General features: G+C 68.3%; 22 protein-coding genes. 15 read left to right on the top strand and 7 right to left on the bottom strand.

Going from position 1 to position 20,737, the window contains the following annotated elements; translation table 11 throughout:
- The first annotated feature begins 3 nt into the window (after positions 1-3).
- Both NL241_RS19505 and NL241_RS19500 read left to right on the top strand, forming a co-directional pair.
- Positions 4-1,284: an acyltransferase family protein gene (locus NL241_RS19505; RefSeq protein ID WP_494394770.1), complete on the top strand. Its 1,281-nt coding sequence runs from the start codon at positions 4-6 to the stop codon at positions 1,282-1,284.
- Positions 1,281-2,225, top strand: coding sequence for an NAD(P)H-dependent flavin oxidoreductase (locus NL241_RS19500; RefSeq protein ID WP_494394769.1), 945 nt, complete (start codon positions 1,281-1,283; stop codon positions 2,223-2,225). The genes NL241_RS19505 and NL241_RS19500 overlap by 4 nt, the downstream gene beginning before the upstream one ends.
- A gap of 41 nt (positions 2,226-2,266) precedes the next feature.
- On the opposite strand, the gene NL241_RS19495 is transcribed toward NL241_RS19500, so the two are convergent.
- Positions 2,267-2,566, bottom strand: coding sequence for a DUF4193 domain-containing protein (locus NL241_RS19495; RefSeq protein ID WP_487695058.1), 300 nt, complete (start codon positions 2,564-2,566; stop codon positions 2,267-2,269).
- A 122-nt stretch (positions 2,567-2,688) separates the two neighbouring features.
- Between NL241_RS19495 and NL241_RS19490 the strand changes: the two genes are divergently transcribed.
- The 7 genes from NL241_RS19490 (at position 2,689) to NL241_RS19460 (ending at position 9,293) form a co-directional block, all read left to right on the top strand.
- Positions 2,689-5,058: a Tex family protein gene (locus NL241_RS19490; RefSeq protein ID WP_494394768.1), complete on the top strand. Its 2,370-nt coding sequence runs from the start codon at positions 2,689-2,691 to the stop codon at positions 5,056-5,058.
- Between the two features lie 99 nt (positions 5,059-5,157).
- Positions 5,158-5,982 (top strand): putative hydro-lyase, encoded by an 825-nt coding sequence (locus tag NL241_RS19485; RefSeq protein ID WP_494394767.1) that lies wholly within the window; start codon positions 5,158-5,160, stop codon positions 5,980-5,982.
- 38 nt (positions 5,983-6,020) lie between these two features.
- Complete coding sequence (locus NL241_RS19480) at positions 6,021-6,413, top strand: DUF4267 domain-containing protein (RefSeq protein ID WP_487695063.1); 393 nt, start codon at positions 6,021-6,023, stop codon at positions 6,411-6,413.
- 39 nt (positions 6,414-6,452) lie between these two features.
- The gene (locus tag NL241_RS19475; RefSeq protein ID WP_494398340.1) at positions 6,453-6,977 is read left to right on the top strand and encodes a hypothetical protein; all 525 of its coding nucleotides are present in this window, start codon (positions 6,453-6,455) and stop codon (positions 6,975-6,977) included.
- A 113-nt stretch (positions 6,978-7,090) separates the two neighbouring features.
- Entirely contained in the window at positions 7,091-7,582 is a 492-nt protein-coding gene (locus NL241_RS19470; protein ID WP_494394766.1) for a copper chaperone PCu(A)C, read from the top strand.
- Positions 7,575-8,768 (top strand): Dyp-type peroxidase, encoded by a 1,194-nt coding sequence (locus tag NL241_RS19465; protein WP_494394765.1) that lies wholly within the window; start codon positions 7,575-7,577, stop codon positions 8,766-8,768. Before NL241_RS19470 ends, NL241_RS19465 begins: the two co-directional genes overlap by 8 nt.
- A gap of 69 nt (positions 8,769-8,837) precedes the next feature.
- Entirely contained in the window at positions 8,838-9,293 is a 456-nt protein-coding gene (locus tag NL241_RS19460; RefSeq protein ID WP_487695067.1) for an acetyltransferase, read from the top strand.
- Here the strand turns inward: NL241_RS19460 and NL241_RS19455 are convergent.
- Positions 9,290-9,769, bottom strand: a complete 480-nt coding sequence (locus NL241_RS19455) for a peptidoglycan endopeptidase (protein WP_494394764.1) — start codon at positions 9,767-9,769, stop codon at positions 9,290-9,292. The two genes, NL241_RS19460 and NL241_RS19455, sit on opposite strands and share 4 nt — an antisense overlap.
- A gap of 111 nt (positions 9,770-9,880) precedes the next feature.
- Positions 9,881-10,942, bottom strand: a complete 1,062-nt coding sequence (locus NL241_RS19450) for an FHA domain-containing protein (protein ID WP_494394763.1) — start codon at positions 10,940-10,942, stop codon at positions 9,881-9,883.
- A gap of 196 nt (positions 10,943-11,138) precedes the next feature.
- Between NL241_RS19450 and NL241_RS19445 the strand changes: the two genes are divergently transcribed.
- Both NL241_RS19445 and NL241_RS19440 read left to right on the top strand, forming a co-directional pair.
- On the top strand, positions 11,139-12,029 hold the full coding sequence (locus NL241_RS19445; protein WP_487695072.1) for an FAD binding domain-containing protein: 891 nt from the start codon (positions 11,139-11,141) through the stop codon (positions 12,027-12,029).
- Positions 12,022-12,534: a (2Fe-2S)-binding protein gene (locus tag NL241_RS19440; RefSeq protein WP_487695074.1), complete on the top strand. Its 513-nt coding sequence runs from the start codon at positions 12,022-12,024 to the stop codon at positions 12,532-12,534. The genes NL241_RS19445 and NL241_RS19440 overlap by 8 nt, the downstream gene beginning before the upstream one ends.
- On the opposite strand, the gene NL241_RS19435 is transcribed toward NL241_RS19440, so the two are convergent.
- The 4 genes from NL241_RS19435 to NL241_RS19420 all read right to left on the bottom strand — a co-directional run bounded on the left by NL241_RS19435 (position 12,501) and on the right by NL241_RS19420 (position 17,776).
- Positions 12,501-13,172, bottom strand: a complete 672-nt coding sequence (locus NL241_RS19435) for an SRPBCC family protein (protein ID WP_494394762.1) — start codon at positions 13,170-13,172, stop codon at positions 12,501-12,503. The two genes, NL241_RS19440 and NL241_RS19435, sit on opposite strands and share 34 nt — an antisense overlap.
- A 14-nt stretch (positions 13,173-13,186) precedes the next feature.
- Positions 13,187-15,532 carry a xanthine dehydrogenase family protein molybdopterin-binding subunit gene (locus tag NL241_RS19430; protein WP_494394761.1) on the bottom strand — a complete coding sequence of 782 codons (2,346 nt, stop codon included), beginning with the start codon at positions 15,530-15,532 and terminating at the stop codon, positions 13,187-13,189.
- Positions 15,533-15,629: 97 nt separating this feature from the next.
- The gene (locus NL241_RS19425; protein ID WP_487695078.1) at positions 15,630-16,187 is read right to left on the bottom strand and encodes a TetR/AcrR family transcriptional regulator; all 558 of its coding nucleotides are present in this window, start codon (positions 16,185-16,187) and stop codon (positions 15,630-15,632) included.
- 104 nt (positions 16,188-16,291) lie between these two features.
- Positions 16,292-17,776, bottom strand: a complete 1,485-nt coding sequence (locus NL241_RS19420; protein WP_494394760.1) for an aldehyde dehydrogenase family protein — start codon at positions 17,774-17,776, stop codon at positions 16,292-16,294.
- Between the two features lie 258 nt (positions 17,777-18,034).
- On the opposite strand from NL241_RS19420, the gene NL241_RS19415 reads away from it, so the two are divergent.
- From NL241_RS19415 to NL241_RS19400, 4 genes are all read left to right on the top strand, one after another.
- On the top strand, positions 18,035-18,418 hold the full coding sequence (locus NL241_RS19415) for an STAS domain-containing protein (protein ID WP_487695080.1): 384 nt from the start codon (positions 18,035-18,037) through the stop codon (positions 18,416-18,418).
- A 33-nt stretch (positions 18,419-18,451) separates the two neighbouring features.
- Positions 18,452-18,925, top strand: coding sequence for an ATP-binding protein (locus NL241_RS19410; protein WP_487695081.1), 474 nt, complete (start codon positions 18,452-18,454; stop codon positions 18,923-18,925).
- Between the two features lie 153 nt (positions 18,926-19,078).
- On the top strand, positions 19,079-19,780 hold the full coding sequence (locus NL241_RS19405; protein WP_494394759.1) for a dienelactone hydrolase family protein: 702 nt from the start codon (positions 19,079-19,081) through the stop codon (positions 19,778-19,780).
- Between the two features lie 104 nt (positions 19,781-19,884).
- On the top strand, positions 19,885-20,733 hold the full coding sequence (locus NL241_RS19400; RefSeq protein ID WP_494394758.1) for an aldo/keto reductase: 849 nt from the start codon (positions 19,885-19,887) through the stop codon (positions 20,731-20,733).
- Positions 20,734-20,737: the final 4 nt, after the last annotated feature.

The raw sequence follows: 20,737 nt of genomic DNA, 5'->3' as shown, positions 1-20,737 counted from the left end.
ACCATGCCCTTGACCGACACCACCGCACAGACCGCCGGCACGCCGGCCGAGCGGGACCGCGACCGCGCTGTCGACGTCGCCCGGCTCGGCGCACTACTTGTGGTCATGTTCGGCCACTGCGCGCTGCTGTTATCCACCATCGACGACAGCGGGGTGCGCATCGGCAACCTGCTGGGGGCGCTGCCCGCGATCGCACCCATCACCTGGGTGGTGCAGATCATGCCGCTGTTCTTCCTGGCCGGCGGCGCAGCCGGGGCCTACGGGTGGCACCCCGGATCGGCGTGGGGCTCGTGGTTGGTCACCCGCGCACAACGACTGTGCCGCCCGGCGTTCTGGTACCTGGCGTTCTGGGTCGCTGCGCTGATGGTGGCCCGCCTGGTCCTGGGCCCTGACTCGGCCGACGCGCTGGGCCGCGAATCAGTGGCGTTGCTGTGGTTCCTCGGGGTGTATCTGGTGGTGCTGGCCTTCGTGCCGGCCCTGACGCACCTGCGGTCCTGGCGCACCGCCGCCGGCCTGGTGCTGGCTCTGCTGGTGGCCGCCATGGTCACCGACATCATCCGGTTCAGGTCCGGTGAACCCATGGCCGGTGTGCCCAACTTCCTGTTCGTGTGGTTGATCCCGGTGGTCGTCGGGGTGGCGTATGCCCGTCGGTTGATCGGCCCGCGGGCCGCATTCGCCGCGGCCGCCGTTGCCTTCGCCGCGCAGGTGGCGCTCGCGGTCTTCGGCCCCTACGAGGTGGCTCTGGTGGTGACCGGCGCGGAGCACACCTCCAACGTGACACCGCCGACGCTGCTGCTGGGCCTGCACTGCACCTGGATGTCGTTGCTCTTCATCACCGCGGCGGGCGCCTTGAATCGGTGGGCGGCGCGGCCACGGGTCTGGCGGGCCGTCGCGGTGGGTAATGCCGGCGCGATGACGCTCTACCTGTGGCACATCCCGGCGATCGCGATCGCGGCGTTCTCGCTGCACGCGGTGGGACTCGACGCCTACGACGTCGAGGCACCCGGATTCTGGGGACTGCTGGCGCTGCGTGCGGTGGTGTTCGCGGTGGTCATGGCCGTGCTGTTCCAGCTGCTGTCACCGCTGGAGCACCGGCCGCTGCCATGGTGGGACACGCCCGCCCGCGCCACCGGGGTCAGGTCTGCCGCCGCCGGCGCGCTGATCTGCCTCGCCGGTGTGCTGCTGGTGCTGCTCGCCAAGAACGGCCTGGCCGATGTGACGGGCTGGTCGGCGCTGGCCGCGTTCCTGGCAGCAGCGCTGGCGGCGCGGATCTGCAGCTCATGACCGCGCTGTCCACCGAGTGGTCGCACTCGCTGGGCCTGCGGGTGCCGATCGTGAACGCGCCGATGGGCGGGGCCGCCGGTGGGGCACTCGCCGCGGCGGTGTCGCGGGCGGGCGGGCTCGGCATGGTCGGGATGGGCAGCGCCGGAACGGTCGAGCGCCTGCAGGCTGAGCTGCGCCCACTGGCCGGGCTCGGACACCCGTTCGGTATCGGGCTGGTGGATTGGGTGATGCGGCAGCAGCCGCAGCTGCTCACCACCGCTTTGGCGGCCCGGCCGGTTCTGCTGTCGGTGAGCTTCGGCGACGACTTCACCTGGGTTCGTCACGCGCAGGACGCGGGGGTACTGGCCGCTGCTCAGATCAGTGACGTGCAGTCGGCGCGGCATGCGGCGGACGCCGGGGTAGATGTGCTGATCGCGCGCGGTGCCGAAGGCGGCGGCCACGGGGCGCCGCGGGTGGGCACCCTGCCCTTGCTGGCGGAGACGCTCGATGCGGTGGCCGTTCCGGTTCTGGCGGCCGGCGGCATATCGTCCGGGCGGGCGCTGGCTGCCGTGCTGGCCGCGGGGGCGGCCGGGGCGTGGATCGGCACCGCGTTCGCGGCGTGTGCGGAGACGTTGACTCCCGAACCTGCGCGGCGGGTGATCCTGGCCGCCGACGACACCGACACCGTCGTCACCCGGGTCTTCGACATCGCGCAAGGCTATCGATGGCCGGCCGGGCTGCCCGAGCGGGTGATTCGCGACCCGCTGTTCGGCGCGTGGGACGGCCGAGAAGGCGAACTCGCCGCCGACAGCGAGGCCCGCGAGAAGTTCACCGGCGCGATGACGCCCGCGGTGGGTGTGAACGCCGGTCAGGGTGTCGGGATGGTGCGCTCGGTGCGGACGGCGGCCGAGGTCATCGACGAGCTGAGCGCCGACGCCCGCAGGCTGCTGGACCGGTGGTGATCAGCGTGCTGCGGGCGATCGGCGGGTGAATCAGCGCCGGCTCAGGCGCAGTCTTCGCACACCAGCTTGTCGCCGACCTGACGGGCCAGCCGATGTCGGTGCTGGACCATGAAGCAGCTCGAGCAGGTGAACTCGTCGGCCTGCTTGGGCAGCACCCGGACGGTCAGTTCCTCACCCGAGAGATCAGCGCCGGGAAGCTCGAAACCCTCGAGATCCTCGCCGTCGTCGACATCCAGGACGGCCGTGGCCGCGTCGTTGCGCCGGCCTGCCAGCGCCTCCAGTGATTCGACCTCGGTGTCCTCGGACTCGGACTTGCGAGGTGCGTCGTAGTCAGTAGCCATCGAAATCCTTTCCAGATTTGGTGTTGGCGACTGCACAACGCCGATGCCCGCCGCAGTGTTCCCGGCGGCACGCCCCCGACTGGGTGTCACGGGTTGTCAGCCCGGTTCGGTAGGGTCTCGGCGTGACAACAAGTGCAACCGTCAAGACTGTAAATGCCCGTCTGGCTGAGGAACTGGCTGTTCGTGAAGGCCAGGTCGCGGCCGCGGTGCAGCTGCTCGACGAGGGATCGACGGTGCCGTTCATCGCCCGCTACCGCAAGGAAGTCACCGGCAGCCTCGATGACGGGCAGCTGCGCACACTCGAGGAGCGGCTGCGTTACCTGCGTGAGCTCGACGAGCGCCGGGCGGCGGTGTTGGCCTCCATCGACGAGCAGGGCAAACTGACCGACGAGCTGCGGTCGGCGCTGATGAGCGCCGACACCAAGGCCCGCGTCGAAGACATCTATCTGCCGTTCAAGCCGAAGCGTCGCACCAAGGCGCAGATCGCACGCGAAGCCGGGCTGGAACCGCTGGCCGACCGTCTGCTGGCCGACCCCACACTGTCGCCGGAACAGGTGGCCGCCGAATTCGTCAACGCAGAAGTCGAAGACGCCGCCAAGGCTCTGGAGGGTGCCCGGGCCATCCTGGTGGAACGGGCCGCCGAAGACGCCGAACTGGTGGGCGCGGTGCGTGAGAAGTTCTGGGCCGACGGGTCGCTGCGCACCGTGCCGTGGTCGGAGGAAGCCGCGAAAAGCCCTGCCGCGCAGAAGTTCCGCGACTACTTCGACTTCTCCGAACCGCTGGAATCCATGCCGTCGCACCGGGTGCTCGCAGTGCTGCGCGGTGAAAAAGAAGAAGCACTGTCGCTCCGCTTCGACGGCGGCGACGACGATGCCTACCAGTACATGATCGCCCAGACCCTGGGCATCGACATGACGGCCAAGACCGCGGCCACGCCGTGGCTCGCCGCCACCGTGGGCTGGGCCTGGCGCACCAAACTGGTGGTCGGCGCCTCGGTTGACGCCCGCCTGAGGTTGCGCCAGCGGGCCGAGGAAGACGCGGTGGCGGTGTTCGCCAAGAACCTCAAAGACCTGCTCCTGGCGGCTCCGGCGGGTAACCGCACCACCCTGGGCCTGGATCCGGGTTTCCGTACCGGTGTGAAGGTGGCTGTCGTCGACAGCACCGGCAAGGTGGTCGACACCTGTGCCATCTATCCGCACCAGCCGCAGAAACAGTGGGACCAGGCCAAAGCCACGCTCGCCGCGCTGGTGGCGCGCCACGGTGTCGACCTGATCGCCGTCGGAAACGGCACGGCGTCCCGCGAAACCGACGCCCTGGCCACCGAGCTGATCGCCGATATCCGAGCCAGTGGCGCCGAGGCGCCGGCCAAAGCGATGGTCAGTGAGGCGGGCGCCTCGGTATATTCGGCCTCGGCGTACGCTGCCCGCGAATTACCCGCACTGGATGTGACCCTGCGGGGTGCGGTCTCGATCGCCCGCCGCCTGCAGGATCCGCTCGCCGAACTGGTCAAGATCGAGCCCAAATCCATCGGCGTCGGGCAGTATCAGCACGACGTGACGCCGGGAACGCTCGCGCGCAGTCTCGATGCCGTGGTCGAGGATGCGGTGAATGCGGTGGGGGTGGACCTCAACACCGCCTCGGTGCCGCTGCTGTCGCGGGTCTCCGGTGTCACCGAATCCTTGGCCGAGGCCATCGTCGCCTACCGTGACAAAGCCGGCGCCTTCCGCAACCGCAAGGCGCTGCTGGATGTTCCGCGGTTGGGCCCCAAGGCCTTTGAGCAGTGCGCCGGCTTCCTGCGGATCCGCGGCGGGGACGACCCGCTGGATGAGTCGGGAGTGCACCCCGAGGCGTATCCGGTGGTGCGCCGCATCCTGGACCGCTCCGGGATCACGCTGGCCGAACTCATCGGCAACGAGCGGACCCTGCGTGCGCTGCGTCCCGCCGAGTTCGCCGACGACCGGTTCGGTATCCCCACCGTCACCGACATCCTGGGCGAACTGGAGAAGCCGGGCCGTGACCCACGGCCGGCGTTCACCACTGCGACGTTCGCCGCCGGAGTTGAGAAGGTCGCCGACCTCAAGGTGGGCATGGTGCTCGAAGGTGTGGTCACCAACGTCGCCGCGTTCGGAGCGTTCGTGGATGTGGGCGTGCACCAGGACGGCCTGGTCCACGTCTCGGCGATGGCCGATCGTTTCGTCTCCGACCCGCACGAGGTGGTGCGCTCGGGTCAGGTGGTGCGGGTCAAGGTGCTCGAGGTCGACGTCGAGCGTCAGCGCATCGGGCTGACCTTGCGGCTCAACGACACCCCGCAGGCCGACAAGAGCAAGAAAAACGAGCGGCCCGTCGGTGCACCCCGGCGCGACGGTGGAAACCAGAACCGCGCCGCGCAGCAACGAAACCAGAACCGCAACAAGAACTCCGGCCGGCGAGAGTCGACTCAGCCGGCCGGTTCGATGGCCGACGCGCTGCGCAAAGCCGGTTTCGGAAAGTAGCACAACGGCGCGGTTACGGCGGTCTTAACGGCCGTTAGGAGTGTGTTTCGCGAAGGCGCGCGGCGTTACCCGCCGGCACGCCGGGGTAGCCACCTATCCATGAGCACCGGATTGGTGGAACTCCACGCCGCGGCCGACTCGCCGGCCGCCGCGCGGGCGGTCATTCGCCGCGGTGATTTCACCGGGCACACCAGCGGGTTGGCCGCAGGCTTCGCGCAGGCCAATCTGGTGGTGCTGCCGCGTCATGACGCCGTCGAATTCCTGCGGTTCTGTGTGGTCAACCGGCAGTCGTGCCCGCTGCTCGACATCACCGAGGTGGGTTCGCCGGAACCGACATTCGCCGCGCCCGGTGCCGATCTGCGCACCGACCTGCCGCGGTACCGCGTGTTCCGGCACGGCCAACTGGTGGACGAACCCACCGACATCACCCGGTACTGGCGGGCGGACCTGGTGGCGTTCCTGCTCGGCTGCTCCTTCACCTTCGAATGGGCCCTGGCCGCAGCCGACCTCCCGGTGGCGCACCAGCTGCAGGATGTCAACGTCCCGATGTACATCACCAACCGGCCGTGTGTGCCGGTGGGGCCGTTCGCCGGGCCGATGGTGGTGTCCATGCGCCCCTACTCACCCGGCGCCGCGCACCGGGCGGCGGCGGTGACGTCGCGGTTCCCCGCGATGCACGGCGGGCCCCTGCGCATCGGGGAGCCGGAGGCGCTGGGCATCACCGACCTCGACCGGCCGGACTTCGGTGATGCAGTCCGGTTGCGCGACAACGAGACACCGGTGTTCTGGGCGTGCGGCGTGACACCGCAGGTGGTGATCCAGCGAGCCCGACCTGAACTGGCGATCTTCCACATGCCCGGCCACATGTTCGTCACCGATCTGACTCACCGCAGGTTCGAGCTGTCGGAGCAGTCCCCTCATTAGTGGGGTCGCGACCGGTGCGGCGCTCTACGCTGCCAGCCATGTCGATCGATCGCGCCGCGGTGGCGGCCGGCAGCATCCGCCTGGCCTCGGGGGTCTCCTTTCTGGTGGACCCGCTGCGGGCCAACCGCTTGTGGGGTGAACCCGACGACCCCGGCCCCTCGGCGCGCCTGCTGCTGCGCTCGATGGGGTATCGCGATGCCCTGATCGGCGGACTGCTGCTGGCCGCGGCGGTGCGCGGACGTGACACCCGGGGCTGGTTCCTGGCTTCCGGGGGAGCCGACGCTGCCGATCTGCTCGGCGGGCTGAGCGTGCACCGCGATCTCACGCGCGGCCAGCGGGTCATCGGCCTCGGCGGTGCCGCAGTGGGGATCGGTGTTGGTCTGTGGGGGGCGCTGCGCGGTCGAGCGCCCGCCCTCGCTCAGGACTACTAGGCGTTGTAGTAGTACCGGAGTAAGGTTCGGGCCGTGAGCATGTCGGCCGGTGCCCTGCGCGGCACGCTGGTCGGTGCCTGTTCGGCGCTGGTGACGGCCGCCGCGCACGCCGCCGCGGGCGGCAGCGTGCTGGGCACCCCGGTGCTTCTGCTGGCCCTGTTGTGCGGAACCGTCGGCGCAGCCGTCAGTACCGTCCGGGTCGAAGGTCGCGCCGCGGAGATCCTCACCGTGACCGCCGCGCTGGGTCTGGCTCAGGCGATCGGCCACCTGACGCTGGCCGCCGGCGCGCACCACGGCGGGCACGGCGCCGCTGCGTCGCTTCCGATGCTGAGCGCACATCTGCTGGCCTCCGTCGGGCTGGCCGCGCTGATCGCCCTCGCCGAGTACCTCTACGCCGTTTGCGGGTCGGTGCTGTGCTGGCTGCGCCTGATCGTTCTCCATCGCGGCCGGCCCCGGTTGCCGCGCACAGCAAGCGCCCGGCCCGTGCTGGTGGCGCGGCCGGTGCTGCTGCGATCCGGACTCGGCATGCGCGCCCCGCCGCCCCTCGCAGCCTGCTGCGGCTAGCTGCCGCCACACCGCGTCGTCGTCCGGCGCGGCGCATCCCTGTTCGGACCCGGACGTGGTCCGCCCCCTGAACTCAGCCTGCGTTGCCAGGCTTCGACGTGAAAGTCTCGAAAATGCTCACAACAAAGCACTTTGCGGTTCTTCTGACCTCTGCTGTGGCCCTGGCCGGATGTTCGTCCGAACCGGCGCAACCGCGGGTGACGGCCGACGCCGTCACCGTCGCGGACGCCTGGGTCAAAGCCGCCGACGAAGGTATGACCGCGGCCTTCGGCCGGCTCACCAACAGCGGCGCCCATGACGCGCGCATCGTGTCCGCCACCACCGCCGCGGCCGCGATGGTGGAACTGCACGAGGTGGTCTCCGACGGCGGCGCGATGACCATGCGGCCCAAAGACGGCGGTTTCGTGATTCCGGCGGGCGGCGCCATCGACCTGATTCCCGGTGGTGATCACCTGATGCTGATGGAACTCACCGGAGCGCTCGAGCCGGGCAGCGACGTCGAGATCGCCGCCACGTTCGAGGACGGATCGACGCTGCCGATCACCGCACAGGTCCGTGATTTCCCGGGCGCCGACGAGCATTACGACCCGAATTCTCATGGCTGAGCCCCGTTCCGGGGTCAGCCGGCGCAGGGTGCTCGGTGCCGGCGCGCTGGCCGCGGGGGTGGCCGGTGCCGGCCTGACCGGGTGCGCCCGCCGCGACACTGCCGACGCCGCGGCGCCGCAGACCGAACCCTTCTTCGGCGTGCACCAGTCCGGAGTGGGCACCGCACCTCAGGCGTACGCGACGCTGGTCGCGTTGGATCTGCGGCCCGACCGCGCTGACCGGTCAACGCTGACCTCGGTGATGAAACTGTGGACCGCGGACGCGGCGCGGTTGACGCAAGGACTGCCCGCGCTGGCCGATACCGAGCCCGAGCTCGCGGCGCAGCCGTCCCGGCTGACGGTCACCGTGGGCTATGGACCCGAGCTGTTCACCGCGGTGGGGCTCGACGCGGCGCGTCCGGTCTCGGTGGCCCCGTTGCCGCCGTTTCGCATCGATCGTCTCGAATCACGCTGGAGTGGTGGGCAATTGCTGCTACAGGTGTGTGCAGACAGCCTGCTGACGGTGAGCCACGCCTGCCGGGTGCTGGTCAAGAACGCCCGCTCGATGACGACGGTTCGGTGGATCCAACGGGGCTTCCGCAACCCTCCGCGGTCCACGGAGCCGGGGGCCTCGATGCGGAATCTGATGGGTCAGGTGGACGGAACGGTCAACCTGAACACCGCCGCCGAGCTGGATCGGCTGGTCTGGGATGACGGCCGTTCGCAGCCGTGGTTCACCGGCGGCACCACCGTGGTGATGCGGCGCATCCGTGCCGAGATGGACACCTGGGATGAGTTGGATCGGACCTCCAAGGAGTTGGTGGTCGGGCGCCGTCTGGATACCGGGGCGCCGCTGACCGGTAGTCGGGAGTCCGATGCGCCCGACTTCGCCGCGACGCTCAACGGCATCACCGTGATCCCGGAGAACTCGCATATCGCCATGGCCCATCACCGCACCGACGCCGAGCAGTTCCTGCGTCGGCCCTACAACTACGACGATCTGCCCGAGCCGGGGCAGATCAGTGACAGCGGGCTGTTGTTCCTTGCCTATCAACGGGATCCGGCCACTCAGTTCGTGCCGGTGCAGCAACGCCTCGCCGACTCCGACGCCCTCAATCCATGGACCACGCCGGTGGGCTCGGCGGTGTTCGCGATCCTGCCGGGGATCGGCGAGGGTGGCTTCCTGGGCGAGCAGGTGCTGACATGACCTCCCGCTTAGGAGAAACTCGCGGGTGGCGGGCGCTTCGCCGATATCCGTGCTGTCTACTCTTACTGCGTGGACGAGACCCGCGAAGTGGAGTTGCGCGCATGCCGGGGCGAGGCCGAATGGCCGACGCTGGCGCGGATCTGGCGCAGTGCAGTGCAGGCCACCCACGACTTCCTGACCGCCGACGATATCGACTTCTTCGAAAGCCGGTTGCTCAGTGACTATTTCGGAGCGGTCGAGTTGACGGTGGCGACCGTCGGCGAAGTGCCGGTCGCCTTCTCCGGGCTGGCTGACGGCAAGCTGGAGATGCTGTTCGTCGACCAGCAATACCGGGGCACGGGCATCGGGGCGGTGCTGTTGCGCCACGCCATCACCGCGCATCCCGGTCTGCTGGTCGATGTCAACGAGCAGAACCCGCAGGCCGTGGGGTTCTATCGGCGCTTCGGGTTCGTCACCGTGGGCCGGCAGGACACTGACGGCGACGGGCGGCCGTTTCCGATCCTCAATCTGGCGTTGCCGGTTTAGGCCGCCATCGGCGGTCCGGGCGCCGGCGCTGCCACGGACACCGGCACCAGAGGCGCAGCTGGTGCTGGAGGCGGTGGGGGCAGCGCAGGGTCGACAGGAGGTTGTGTCGGCATCGGCAGATACATGTGGTGGGTGAACTGCGGTTGATACGCCCCGCCGCCACCGACCTGGACGCCGCCGCCCTCGCCGCTGGACACCGCGGTCCCGTCGGGCAGTGTGACGGCGGTGTGCGAGCCGTTCCAGCCGATGACCAACGCGTCCGGAGCGGTGCCGTGGCGGAACCCGCGGGCCAGCAGCGCCCGTTCCTGATTGCCGGTGTGGAAGCGGTCTCCGTAGGCCGGTCGCCCGGTCGCCACATTGGACACCCAGGACGCGAGGCCCGAGCAGTCGGTGCCGGCGGCGGAGTCACCGCCGACAACGTACGGAGTTCCGGAAACCTGGTTGACGAATGTCAACAACGTCGCGAGAACAAACATGCGGCGGGACTTTAACAACGGCTTCAGGCGTAACCAAACCCTGTGGCATCGATCACGATTTGCTGGTGAGATGGCCTCGGCAACAAAGATCGGCGTTTGCCCAGCGTGCGGTCAGACGTCGAGTTGGCCGATCAGCGCCTCGAGTGCGGCACACGCGTGGGGCGGTACGGGCTGGTCGGCCTCGGCCGCCTCGATGAGGCTGACCGGCAATCCCGCCGCCAGCGCGGTGTCTGCGGCGGTGAGGTTCGCACGCCGGCGCGCTGCGTAGAGGCGTCTGCCGACGGGAGCGTCAGGGGCTTGCGCCGCGCGGGCCATCAGCTCGTCGTACCGGCGCCGCACCCCGCCCAGGACGATCACCAGCGTCGGGGCCCCGGGGGCGTTTCGCGCGGCGTCCGACGTCACGGTCTGCAGGTTGCGAAGATCCCGCAGCACGGCACCGACTCGCTCGTCGAACTCCGGTGACGACTGGCTGGGCAGGGCGGCGATACTGCTGTCGACGCTGTTGAGAGCCAACTGGAGGGCCTGGGCGATCAGCGGCGAACTCACCGTCGTCGAGATGACCGCGGTGGGTTCCTCCTCGGGGGAGGGCTCACCCTGCCGGATCCCGGCAATGGCCCCGGGGGGCCACTGCAGTACCTGTTCGAGCCGGGCGCGGGTGCTCTCGTGCGGCCAGCTGCGGCCTTTCTCGAACGCGATCAAGGCGCCGGCGTTGATGATCTTGTCGCGCGCCAGACCGCGCTGGGTGAGGTCGAGTTCTCGCCGGCGCGCGGCCACCGCGGCGCCCGCGCGCGCGATATCCGGATCGATGGTCTGCTCGGAGGTCCAGTCGTCCTCGTCGGGGTCGGCCTCGGCGTCGGAAAAGGTGAAGTGCACGGCCAGGCCGTCGGGGTTTCCCAGCTGGAGAGTCAGACCGTCCGTCACCACCACGGACTCGTGCCGCACGCCGTCGATGAACATACCGTTGCGGCTGCAATCGACTGCGACCCAACGACTTCCGTCGGTCCGGAGGCGTACGTGGGTGCGGGAGAGCCAGGAGTGGTCGAGCCGGATCGCCGAGGAGGGATCCCGGCCGAGGGTGATCTCGCCGGCGGCGGGGCTGATGACGCGGGTCTGCTCACCGCAGTGGACGGCCAACCGGGGCGGTTCCTGGGACTCGGCCCGAAATTCGCCCACGGTTCCTTCTTCGTACACGGCCGACCGCAACCTCCGTTGAGTGGACAACGTTGTCGAGTGCTACACATCGGTGCCGCGGTAGCAGGCGACAGTCAAAGCGTACCGGCCGAAATCGAAGCGTCGATACGGTTTGTCGGCGCACCGGCGTGCTCTAAACTGAGCGAGTGCACAGCATGGATCAGGCGGTGGCTCTGACATGAAGCCCGCGCCGTTCGCCTACCACCGCCCGTTCGACCTCGACGATGTAGTGAACCTGTTGGCCGAGTATGACGGGGAGGCCAAGATTCTGGCCGGCGGCCAGAGTCTGACCCCGATGCTCGCCTTGCGGCTCGCCTATTTCGACAACCTCATCGACATCACCCGGCTGCCGGAGCTCAACGGCATCGAACGCCGGGGTGACGTCCTGCGCATCGGCGCGGCCACCACACACGCGACGGTGGGCGCCGACGACCAGGTGGGCGCAGGCGTTCCGCTCCTCACCCAGGTGACGCCTTACATCGGGCACTTCCAGATCCGCAATCGCGGCACCTTCGGCGGGGCGGTGGCCCATGCCGATCCTGCCGGTGAGTATCCGCTCGTGGCGTTGACGCTCGACGCGTCGATGGAAGCGGCCTCGAAATCCGGCACCCGTCGTATCGGGGCAGGCCAGTTCTTCACCGGGCTGTGGGAAACGGCGCTGGCGCCCGACGAGGTGCTGGTGGCCGTCGAGATCCCGGTGTGGCAGGGCCGCATCGGCTACGGCTTCCACGAATTCGCGCGTCGGCACGGCGATTTCGCCATCGCCGGTGCCGCCGTGGCCGTGTCCCTGGGCGCCGGTGGGGAAGTGGAACGGGCCGCCATAGGCCTGATGGGCCTGGGCTCGACCCCGCTGCGGGCCACCGCAGCCGAGGTGGCCGTCACCGGTGCCGCCATCGCAGATCTGGACGCCGAGGAGATCGGGCGACTGGCGATGACCGGTCTCGACGAGGTGCCCGCCGACCTGCAGGGCTCGGTCGCCTACCGACTTCGTGTCGGCGCCGCGATGGTGGCCCGTGCCTGGACCGACGCTGTGATCGCCGCCGATGTGAAGGAGACTGCCCATGCATGAGATGCCGGTCGAGATGACGGTCAACGGCCGCGCTGTCGATGCCGTCGTCGAACCGCGTGTCACGCTGGCCGACTTCCTGCGTGAGCGGTGCGGCCTGACCGGGACGCACCTGGGCTGCGAACACGGCGCCTGCGGGGCGTGCACGGTGTGGCTGGATGGGAATGCGGTGCGCGGCTGCCTGGTGTTCGCCGTGCAGGCCGACGGTTCGGCCGTCGACACCGTGGAAGGCATTGCCGCCCCCGATGGCCAGCTGTCCCCGGTGCAGACGGCGATGCGCGAGTGTCACGGTCTGCAATGTGGTTTCTGCACACCGGGATTCGTCATGTCGATCACCGCGTTGCTGCGTGACAACCCGAAACCCTCCGATGAGGAGATCCGCGAAGGACTGTCCGGCAACTTCTGCCGCTGCACCGGGTATCAGGGAATCGTGAACGCGGTGCACCGCGCCGCAGAGCTGCTCGAGCGCAACGGTCAACCCGCCGAGGCGGGCACCACGATCACATAAGGCCTGCGACGGCCGCCCAGCAGCGACCCCAGCAGCACGCCGGCGGCCAGCCCGACCGCCACCGGCAGGGCGCGCTTGGCCAACGGGGCGGCCACCACGGAGAACAGATCCAGCGAGGCCGCCTCGTCGGAGGCCGCGGGGGCCGGTTGTGAGGCGACGCCCGCGTCGGCGGCGGCTGTCACCGGAGTGGCCCCGGCACCGGTCAGATCGGCTTCGAGACGGTCGGCGAACTGCCCGATCAGCTTGGTCGCCACATCGGCGAGCACCCCGCGGCCGAACTGTGCCGCCTTGCCGGAGATGGTGAGGTCGGTGGTGAGCACACAGGTGGTGGAGTCGCCCTCGTCCTTGAGTTCGGCGGTGACAAGAGCGGCCGCGTTGCCCTGACCGCGGGTCTCCTTGCCGACGGCCTTGATGACGGCGCGGTGGGCGTTTTGGTCCTTTTCCTTGAACTCCGCATTGCCCTGGTACTGCACGGTGATCGGGCCGACCTTCACCTTGACAGCACCGGTGAACGCGTCACCGTCGACGGAGAGCAGTTGCGCACCGGGGATGCAGGGCGCGATACGCTCGACGTTCGTCAGCACCGTCCAGGCCTTGTCGACGGGCACGGGAACACGAAACTCGTTGACCAGTTCCATTGTTGAGTGGGTCCTTACTTGTTGGTGGCGGACTGTTCGAGCAGTTCCACGATGGCGGAGGGGGTGGCGGGCAGCCGGGTCAGATACACCCCGAGCGGGGCGAGCGCGTCATTGATCGCGTTGATCACCGCGGGCGTGGCGCCAATGGCGCCGCCCTCGCCGCAACCCTTGTAGCCGCCGACACCGGGGCCCGGGATCTCGACGTGACCGTATTCGATGGCGGGCACCTCGGTGGCCGTCGGCAACAGGTAGTCGACGAATGTCGACGACAACGGATTGCCGTCGTCGTCGTAGGCGAGGCATTCCAGCAGTGCGCCGCCGATACCCTGCACGGTGCCGCCGGCGATCTGGCCCTCGACGACGTTCGGATTGATCATGGGTCCGACGTCCTCGCTGACGATGTAGCGGGTCAGCGTCACGTGTCCGGTCGCGATGTCCACCTCACAGGTGCAGGCGTGGGTGGCGTTGGCCCAGTGGATCATCGCTTCCATGGGCGAGGTGAACCGCGCCGTCGCCTCCAGCGAGGCCGACATCCCCGGCGGCAGCTGCTGTGGTTCGTAGTAGGCGCGGAAAGCCAAGTCCGCGAACGTCACCCTTTTGTCCGGATCGGACCGCACGCTGGCTGCCGAGCCGGCGAGTTCTATCTCGTCCACCCCCACGCCGAGGCGGTGGGCAGCCATCGTCACGATCTGATGGCGCAGCATCGTGCCGGCTTCGTTGACCGCACCCGCCGTCATCGGCCCGGACCGGCTGCCCTGGGTGCCCGCGCCGTACGGGGTCACCGCCGTATCACCCTGAATGCTCGACACGTCGTCGATGTCGGCGCCCAGCGCGTCGGCGGTGAGCTGAACGACCGTGGTCTCCAGACTGTTTCCGGTGGACCCGCCGTTGACGTAGACGTTGATCTTGCCGGTGGGCTCCATCCGGATGGTGGCGCCCTCGGTGCCCAGATGGCCGGTGGCCGCACCCGTCGGCTCGATGTACGCGGAGAACCCGAGGCCGAGGTAGCGGCCCTGCGCCAGTGCCTCGGCCTGCTCCTTGCGGAACCCTTCGTGGTCGAGGATCTTCACGGCCTGCTCGAAGGTGTCGGCCGGCGCCACGTGGCTGTACGGCATGCCGTTGGCATTGAAGTAGGGCATCTCGTCACCGCGCAGGATGTTGCGCCGCCGCAATTCCACCGGGTCCATGCCCATCTTGCGGGCGGCGATGTCGAGAAGCACTTCGCGTGAGAGGGTTTCGTACTGCCAGGGCCCGCGGTAGGCGACCAGTCCGGCGGTATTGGAGAACACCGTCTTGTAGTCGAAGCTGGCCTTGGGTACGCGGTACGGCCCGGGGAAGAACATGCCGATGGCGGCGGTGGTGAGCACCGGGTACGGCGTGGGATAGGCGCCGATGTCCTGGCTGAACTTGATGTCGGCGGCCAGGATGGTGCCTTCGTCGTCGAAGGCCATCCGCACCGTGCCGTCGACGTGGCGGGCCTGCCCGGCGGCCATCAGGTTCTCGCGCCGGTCCTCGATCCACTTCAGGGCGCCGGGTACCTTGCGGGCGGCCAGCATGATGCACATGTCCTCACGCATCGGCACCACCTTCTGGCCGAACCCGCCGCCGGTGTCGCGCATGATGACGCGCACTTTCTGCGCGGGTAGCCCCAGCAGCCGCGCGGCGAAGGCTCGCAGCTCGTGCGGTGTCTGCGTCGAGGCCCACAGGGTCAGCTCCTGGGAGGCGGCCTCCCACTCGACCACCAGACCGCGGGTCTCGATCGGCACCGGCACATAGGTCTGCTGATAGACGTTCTCCGAGACCACGTGCGCCGCGGTGGCGAACAGTTCTTCGTCCGGGGGCGCGCCCGCCATCCCGCCGGCCACGTTGTCGGGGTACGAATCATGGACCACCACTGCGTGATTCACCGCCCGGGTGAAGTCGGCGATCGCCGGCAGTGGCTCGTAGTCGACGTCGACGAGTTCGATGGCGTCCTCGGCGAGATACCGGTTCTCGGCGATCAGCAGGGCCACCGGATCGCCGACGAACTTCACCTCACCCTCGGCCAGTGGCGGGCGGGGCGTGTCGGGGATGTCCTTGCCGGCGACGGCGTGCCAGGCCTCTTTCACCTCGGGGTTCAGATCGGCGGCGGTCAGCACCGCGATCACCCCGGGCGTCGCCAGCGCCGCGGAGGCGTCGATGCCCTTGATGGTGGCGCGGGCGAACGGGCTGCGCACGAAACAGGCGTGCAGCATGCCGGGCCGGCTCACATCGTCGACGAAGGTGCCGTGGCCCGTCAGCAGCCGGGTGTCCTCCACGCGCGGTACGCGGGTACCGGCGTAGCGGGTGGTCACCGTGTCGACAGGTGCTGTCTGCGTCATCGGCCGTCGCTCCCCTCAGTCTGCTAAGCAGTCGCTCAGCGGACACACTACTAGGGGACCCCCAGCCCGTACAGGAGGCGCGAAAAGCGGGCGACAACTAGTCGTTGTGGGGTTTGAGACCGACCGCATGGCGCAGCTGCGCCAGGAACTCGCCGTCGTCGTCGCTGCGGACGATGTAATGACACACCGCCACCCGGGTGGCGGTGGCCGCCGCGACCGCGGCGCGGGAGGCGGGCAGCAGCAACTCGAGGCGTTCCCGCATGATCGGGATGACATAGGCCATCCGCTTGATCACGTGCCCGGGTTCGATGTCGATCATCCGCACGCCGGAATACGACTGCTGATACTCGACGATGAACCGCAGTGCCGCGTCGAGTCGTTCACTGCCGCGCAGTCCCGCGGTGGCCTTCGCGATACCGCGGTCGAACAGTTCACGCTCCCAGAGTCCGAACGCGTCGAGCAGGTCTTCCTTCGAGGCGAACCAGCGGTACAGCGTGGGACGCGAGACGCCCGCCTGCAGCGCCACTTCGGACAGGCTCAACTTGGACATGCCGTTGCGGGCGAGCACCTCCGCAGTGGCCGCGAGAATACGGTCACTGGTTGTCGGATCCGCGTCGGTGTCGGAGGGGGAGAGCTCCTGCTGTCGTGGTGCCACAACAAAATGGTAGTCGGGTGTCTCGCCAGGTCAGGTTTCCGACGCTGAGACGTGCGCCGCATCGGGGGACCGGTGCACCAGCGCGGTGATCTGCGGTGCGTCCATCACCCGGGCATCCCGATGGTCTTGATGTCGAGGTACTCGGTGTAACCGCGGTCGCCGTTGCGGTATCCCAATCCGGATTGTTTGGTGCCGCCGAAGGGGCTGGTGATACCGAAGTGACTCTTGCCGTTGATGGTGACGTTGCCGGTGCGCATCCGTCGCGCGATACCCATGGCGCGGTCGAGGTCGGTGCCGGAGACTTCGCCGGACAGTCCGTAGATGCTGTTGTTGGCGATCGCCACGGCCTCGTCGTCGCTGTCGTAACCGGTGACGGTGAGGACGGGACCGAAGATCTCCTCCTGGGCGATCCGGGAGTCGGGGTCGACGTCGGCCAGCAGGGTGGGCTGGGTGTAGTAACCGCGGGTCAGCTGCTCGGGAATGCCCCCGCCGGTGATCAGCCGGGCACCGGAGCTCAGCCCGCTCTCGATGAGGCCGAGCACCTTGTCGCGCTGCACGGCGCTGATCTGGGGGCCCTGCATGACTCCGGGAGTCCAGGGATCACCCACCGGGAAGTTCTCCATCGCAGCTTTCAACAACTCCAGGCCCTCGTCGTAGCGGCGGCGCGGCAGCAGGATCCGGCTGGGCAGAATGCAGCTCTGGCCGGACATGACACAGGCCATCATGGCCGCCAGGGGCAGCGCGGCGGTCAGGTCGGCGTCGTCGAGCACGATGTGCGCCGACTTGCCGCCGAGCTCCAACAGGGTCTTCTTCACCGTCGGTGCGGCAGCGGCCAGGATGGCGCGGCCGGTGGCCGTCGAGCCGGTGAAGGTGATCATGTCCACCCGCGGATCGGCCGACAGTGCGGCGCCGACTTCGTTGGCGTTCGAGGTGACGACATTGAAGACTCCGGCGGGAATGTCGGTGTCCTCGGCGACGATGCGCCCCAGTTCACTGCCTGACCAGGGGGTGAGCTGGGCAGGTTTGAGTACAACGGTGTTGCCCGCCATCAGAGCCGGCACGGTCTCGGCGATGTTGAGGTAGAACGGCACGTTCCACGGCGTGATCGCCCCGACCACCCCGACCGCCTCGAAGGACAGCTTCCGGCGCGCGGAGCCCATCGGGGTGTCGTGCAGGCCGGTGTCCTGGAGATACCGAAAATCGCGCCCGTGTTCGGCCCAGTGCTTCACTTCGGCGATCGGGCTCTCGATCTGGGAGCCGGTGACCGTCACGGGACAGCCCACTTCGGTGATGAGCACCCGGCGCAGATGCTCTTTGTCGCGCTCCAGCGCCGCGTGCAACTGCATCATGCAGTGGAACCGGAACTCGGGATCGCGCGACCAGTCGCCGGCATCGAATGCGCGCCGCGCGGCCGCCACCGCCCGGTCCATGTCGGCCACTGTGCCGTCGGCGGCCTGTCCCACCACTTCTTCGCTGGCGGGGTGTTCGACGTCGAAGAGTGCGCCGGTACCCGCGGGCTGTAGGTCCCCATCGATGAGCATCCGATGTTCGCCGGCGAGCACGCCGGTGTGTTCTGCGATGTCGGTCATGGGCCCAGCTTTACAAAAATGCCCCAGAGTGTCAGGCGAATCCGGTACCTGGTCTACATGGGTCCGTCGGCGGCTTCCCGGAAGATTCGCTGGCGGTGTCGACACGGGGTGCTCAGGCCGGTGGCAGCGGCGCGTCCGTGATCTTCTGGGATAACCTAGCTCCAGTGCGAAAGACGTCCTTGCCGGGTTCAGACTGCAGCCTTGCGAGCTACACGCGCGATCCGGCTGGGCCGTGCAGTGCAAACAGTGAGGTGAATCTTGTCCGAACAGCCAAAGCTCGTCAACGAAGCCACCAGCCCGGTGACGTGTGTCATCGGTGAAGAGTGGGTCGGCCGAGTTGCAGTGCTGTCCGTCTCCGGCGTTGTCGACATGCTGACGGCTCCTCAGCTCGAAGAGGCGATCACCGCCTCGCTGAGCAAGACGCCCGCGGCTTTGGTCGTCGATCTGACTGATGTCGAGTTCCTGGCGTCGGCCGGGATGGGCGTCCTGGTGGGCGCTCACGATCAGTTGCCCGCCGACGTCAAATTCGGCGTTGTCGCCGACGGTCCGGTGACCAGCCGGCCGCTCAAACTGGTGGGTATCGCCGACATCGTCGACCTGTTCCAGACCAGGGACGAGGCACTCGCAAAACTCGATGCGTGAGGTGTATTGGAACCGGGTAGCCCCACTTTTGCCATGACGAAGACCAACGACACCGCGCCCCCCGAATCTGATGGTTTCGAGCGTGCAGGTGTGGTCGCGGACGCTGTGAATGTGGTCAGGCTGCGCGAAGAGTTGGAGCAGTGGTTGCGGCAGGGTTTCGAACTCGACGCACTACGGCTCAACGACCTGGTGCTGGCCGTCAACGAGGCACTGGCCAACGTGGCCGAGTTCGCGTACCGCCACGCCACCCACGCCGGCACAGTCGAGTTGCGTGGTGAGTACGACAGATCGACATCGATCCTGACCATCACCGTCAGCGATCACGGGACGTGGCGTGACTCGACCGAACGCGAGGCCAAACGCACCAGGGGCCGCGGTATCCCGTTGATGGAGGCGCTGTCCGACGAGGTGGGCATCGACGCCGGTGACCACGGCACCACCGTTCGGATGCGGTTCGGCAACATCGCGGTGAGCACCGCGCGCAACGGCGACGAAGTGCCTGCCTAGAAACAGGGAGTTTGGGGACGGTGCCGGCGTGCGCCTCTCGGCAAGTGGTCGCTCGAGGCGACTGAGGTGTGGTACCCGGGGCATGCTCGGCACCGTCGATATGTCTAACGGGGCGACCTGCGGAAGAATTCCCCTCGGGAAGGAGTGCCCGCCATGACGGACATCACGTATCCAGCACCGGCCGGCCCGCTGCCGGCCTACCGCGCCCAGCCCGCCGGTGAGGGTCCGTGGCCGGCGGTGGTCGTCATTCACGACGCCTTCGGGTTGACCGCCGACATCAAACGCAGTTGCGATCGGCTCGCATCGGAGGGGTATCTGGCGTTGGCGCCGGCGCTGTTCCGTCGCGGCAACCGCGTGGCATGCGTGGTGGCCACCATGCGGGCGTTGAGTACCGGCAGCGGTGCGGCCATCGACGACGTGGTAGCCGCGCGCGACGCGCTGGCGGCCGACCCGTCCTGCACCGGCAAGGTCGGTGTCCTCGGTTTCTGCATGGGTGGCGGGTTCAGTTTGCAGCTGGCGCCGCGGGGGGTGTTCGACGCGGCCGCTCCCAACTACGGCAACTGGCCGAAAGACCCAGCGGTGCTGGCAAATTCGTGTCCCACCGTAGCGAGCTACGGCGCCAAGGACCCCACTCTCAAGGGTGCGGCGGACAAGCTCGAACGCATCCTGACCGACGGGGGAGTTGCCCACGACGTCAAGGAGTATCCCGAAGTCGGACATTCGTTCATGAACGACTGGGGAACGCCCGCGGCATTGCAGTTCGTCACCCGCGCGGCAGGCTTCTTCTATTCCGAACCCGAGGCGGAGGACGCGTGGGTGCGCATCCTGAGATTTTTCGGTGAGCACTTGCGGTGACCTGACACCGTGCACACGGGCGTAGCGTTGACCGGGCGTGTCCGGGGTATCGGAACCTGGGGGGGCCACACGCACTCAGGAGTCAGAGGAAGAGGTTGGAGAGTATGAGCACTGTGCCCGCAATCGCACTGAACAACGACACCACCATCCCGCAGCTGGGGTTCGGCGTCTACCAGGTGCCGCCGGACGACACCGCGTCGACGGTGAAGACCGCCCTGGAGATCGGCTACCGCCACATCGACACCGCCGAGATGTACGGCAATGAGAAGGGCGTGGGCGAAGGTATCCGGGCCGCCGGACTGGCCCGCGGCGACGTCTACATCACCAGCAAGCTCAACAACGGCTTCCACAAGCCGGATGATGCGCGCCGCGCGTTCGATGACACCCTGGCGGCACTGGGCTACGACTACGTCGACCTGTTCCTGATCCACTGGCCGCTGCCCACCCTGTACGACGGCGACTTCGTGTCGACATGGAATGTGTTGGAGGAGTTCGCCAGGGACGGGCGGGCCCGCAGTATCGGGGTGTCGAACTTCCAGCCGGCGCACCTGGACAAGCTGGCCGCCGGATCCTCCACGGTTCCCGCGGTCAATCAGATCGAGGTGCACCCGTACCTGACCAACGACGAGGTCCGCGCCTACGGCCAACAGCACGGCATCGTGACCGAAGCATGGTCGCCCATTGCCCAGGGCAAGGTGCTCGGTGACAGCACCATCACCGGCATCGCCGAGGCCACCGGCAAGACGCCGGCACAGGTGGTGCTGCGCTGGCATGTTCAGCGCGGCGATGTCGTCTTCCCGAAGTCGGTGACTCCGGACCGGATGCGGGAGAATTTCGAGATCTTCGACTTCGAGCTCGACGGCGATCAGATGGCCGCGATCTCGGGCCTGGACAAAGGCGAGGACGGGCGCACCGGCCCGAACCCGGACACGTTCGACTACATTCCGGGCTGAGTTC

The sequence above is a fragment of the Mycolicibacterium sp. SMGY-1XX genome, from assembly GCF_059132455.1.
The sequence above is the reverse complement of the archived record's forward strand: the minus strand, read 5'-3'. Positions and strand labels throughout refer to the sequence as shown.

Excerpts from the sequence above, each read along its gene's own strand:
- NL241_RS19505 (WP_494394770.1), top strand. The coding sequence starts at position 4 with ATGCCCTTGACCGACACCACCGCACAGACCGCCGGCACGCCGGCCGAG.
- NL241_RS19500 (WP_494394769.1), top strand. The coding sequence starts at position 1,281 with ATGACCGCGCTGTCCACCGAGTGGTCGCACTCGCTGGGCCTGCGGGTG.
- NL241_RS19495 (WP_487695058.1), bottom strand. The coding sequence starts at position 2,566 with ATGGCTACTGACTACGACGCACCTCGCAAGTCCGAGTCCGAGGACACC.
- NL241_RS19485 (WP_494394767.1), top strand. The coding sequence starts at position 5,158 with ATGAGCACCGGATTGGTGGAACTCCACGCCGCGGCCGACTCGCCGGCC.
- NL241_RS19480 (WP_487695063.1), top strand. The coding sequence starts at position 6,021 with ATGTCGATCGATCGCGCCGCGGTGGCGGCCGGCAGCATCCGCCTGGCC.
- NL241_RS19475 (WP_494398340.1), top strand. The coding sequence starts at position 6,453 with ATGTCGGCCGGTGCCCTGCGCGGCACGCTGGTCGGTGCCTGTTCGGCG.
- NL241_RS19470 (WP_494394766.1), top strand. The coding sequence starts at position 7,091 with ATGCTCACAACAAAGCACTTTGCGGTTCTTCTGACCTCTGCTGTGGCC.
- NL241_RS19465 (WP_494394765.1), top strand. The coding sequence starts at position 7,575 with ATGGCTGAGCCCCGTTCCGGGGTCAGCCGGCGCAGGGTGCTCGGTGCC.
- NL241_RS19455 (WP_494394764.1), bottom strand. The coding sequence starts at position 9,769 with ATGTTTGTTCTCGCGACGTTGTTGACATTCGTCAACCAGGTTTCCGGA.
- NL241_RS19445 (WP_487695072.1), top strand. The coding sequence starts at position 11,139 with ATGAAGCCCGCGCCGTTCGCCTACCACCGCCCGTTCGACCTCGACGAT.
- NL241_RS19440 (WP_487695074.1), top strand. The coding sequence starts at position 12,022 with ATGCATGAGATGCCGGTCGAGATGACGGTCAACGGCCGCGCTGTCGAT.
- NL241_RS19435 (WP_494394762.1), bottom strand. The coding sequence starts at position 13,172 with ATGGAACTGGTCAACGAGTTTCGTGTTCCCGTGCCCGTCGACAAGGCC.
- NL241_RS19430 (WP_494394761.1), bottom strand. The coding sequence starts at position 15,532 with ATGACGCAGACAGCACCTGTCGACACGGTGACCACCCGCTACGCCGGT.
- NL241_RS19420 (WP_494394760.1), bottom strand. The coding sequence starts at position 17,776 with ATGACCGACATCGCAGAACACACCGGCGTGCTCGCCGGCGAACATCGG.
- NL241_RS19410 (WP_487695081.1), top strand. The coding sequence starts at position 18,452 with ATGACGAAGACCAACGACACCGCGCCCCCCGAATCTGATGGTTTCGAG.
- NL241_RS19405 (WP_494394759.1), top strand. The coding sequence starts at position 19,079 with ATGACGGACATCACGTATCCAGCACCGGCCGGCCCGCTGCCGGCCTAC.
- NL241_RS19400 (WP_494394758.1), top strand. The coding sequence starts at position 19,885 with ATGAGCACTGTGCCCGCAATCGCACTGAACAACGACACCACCATCCCG.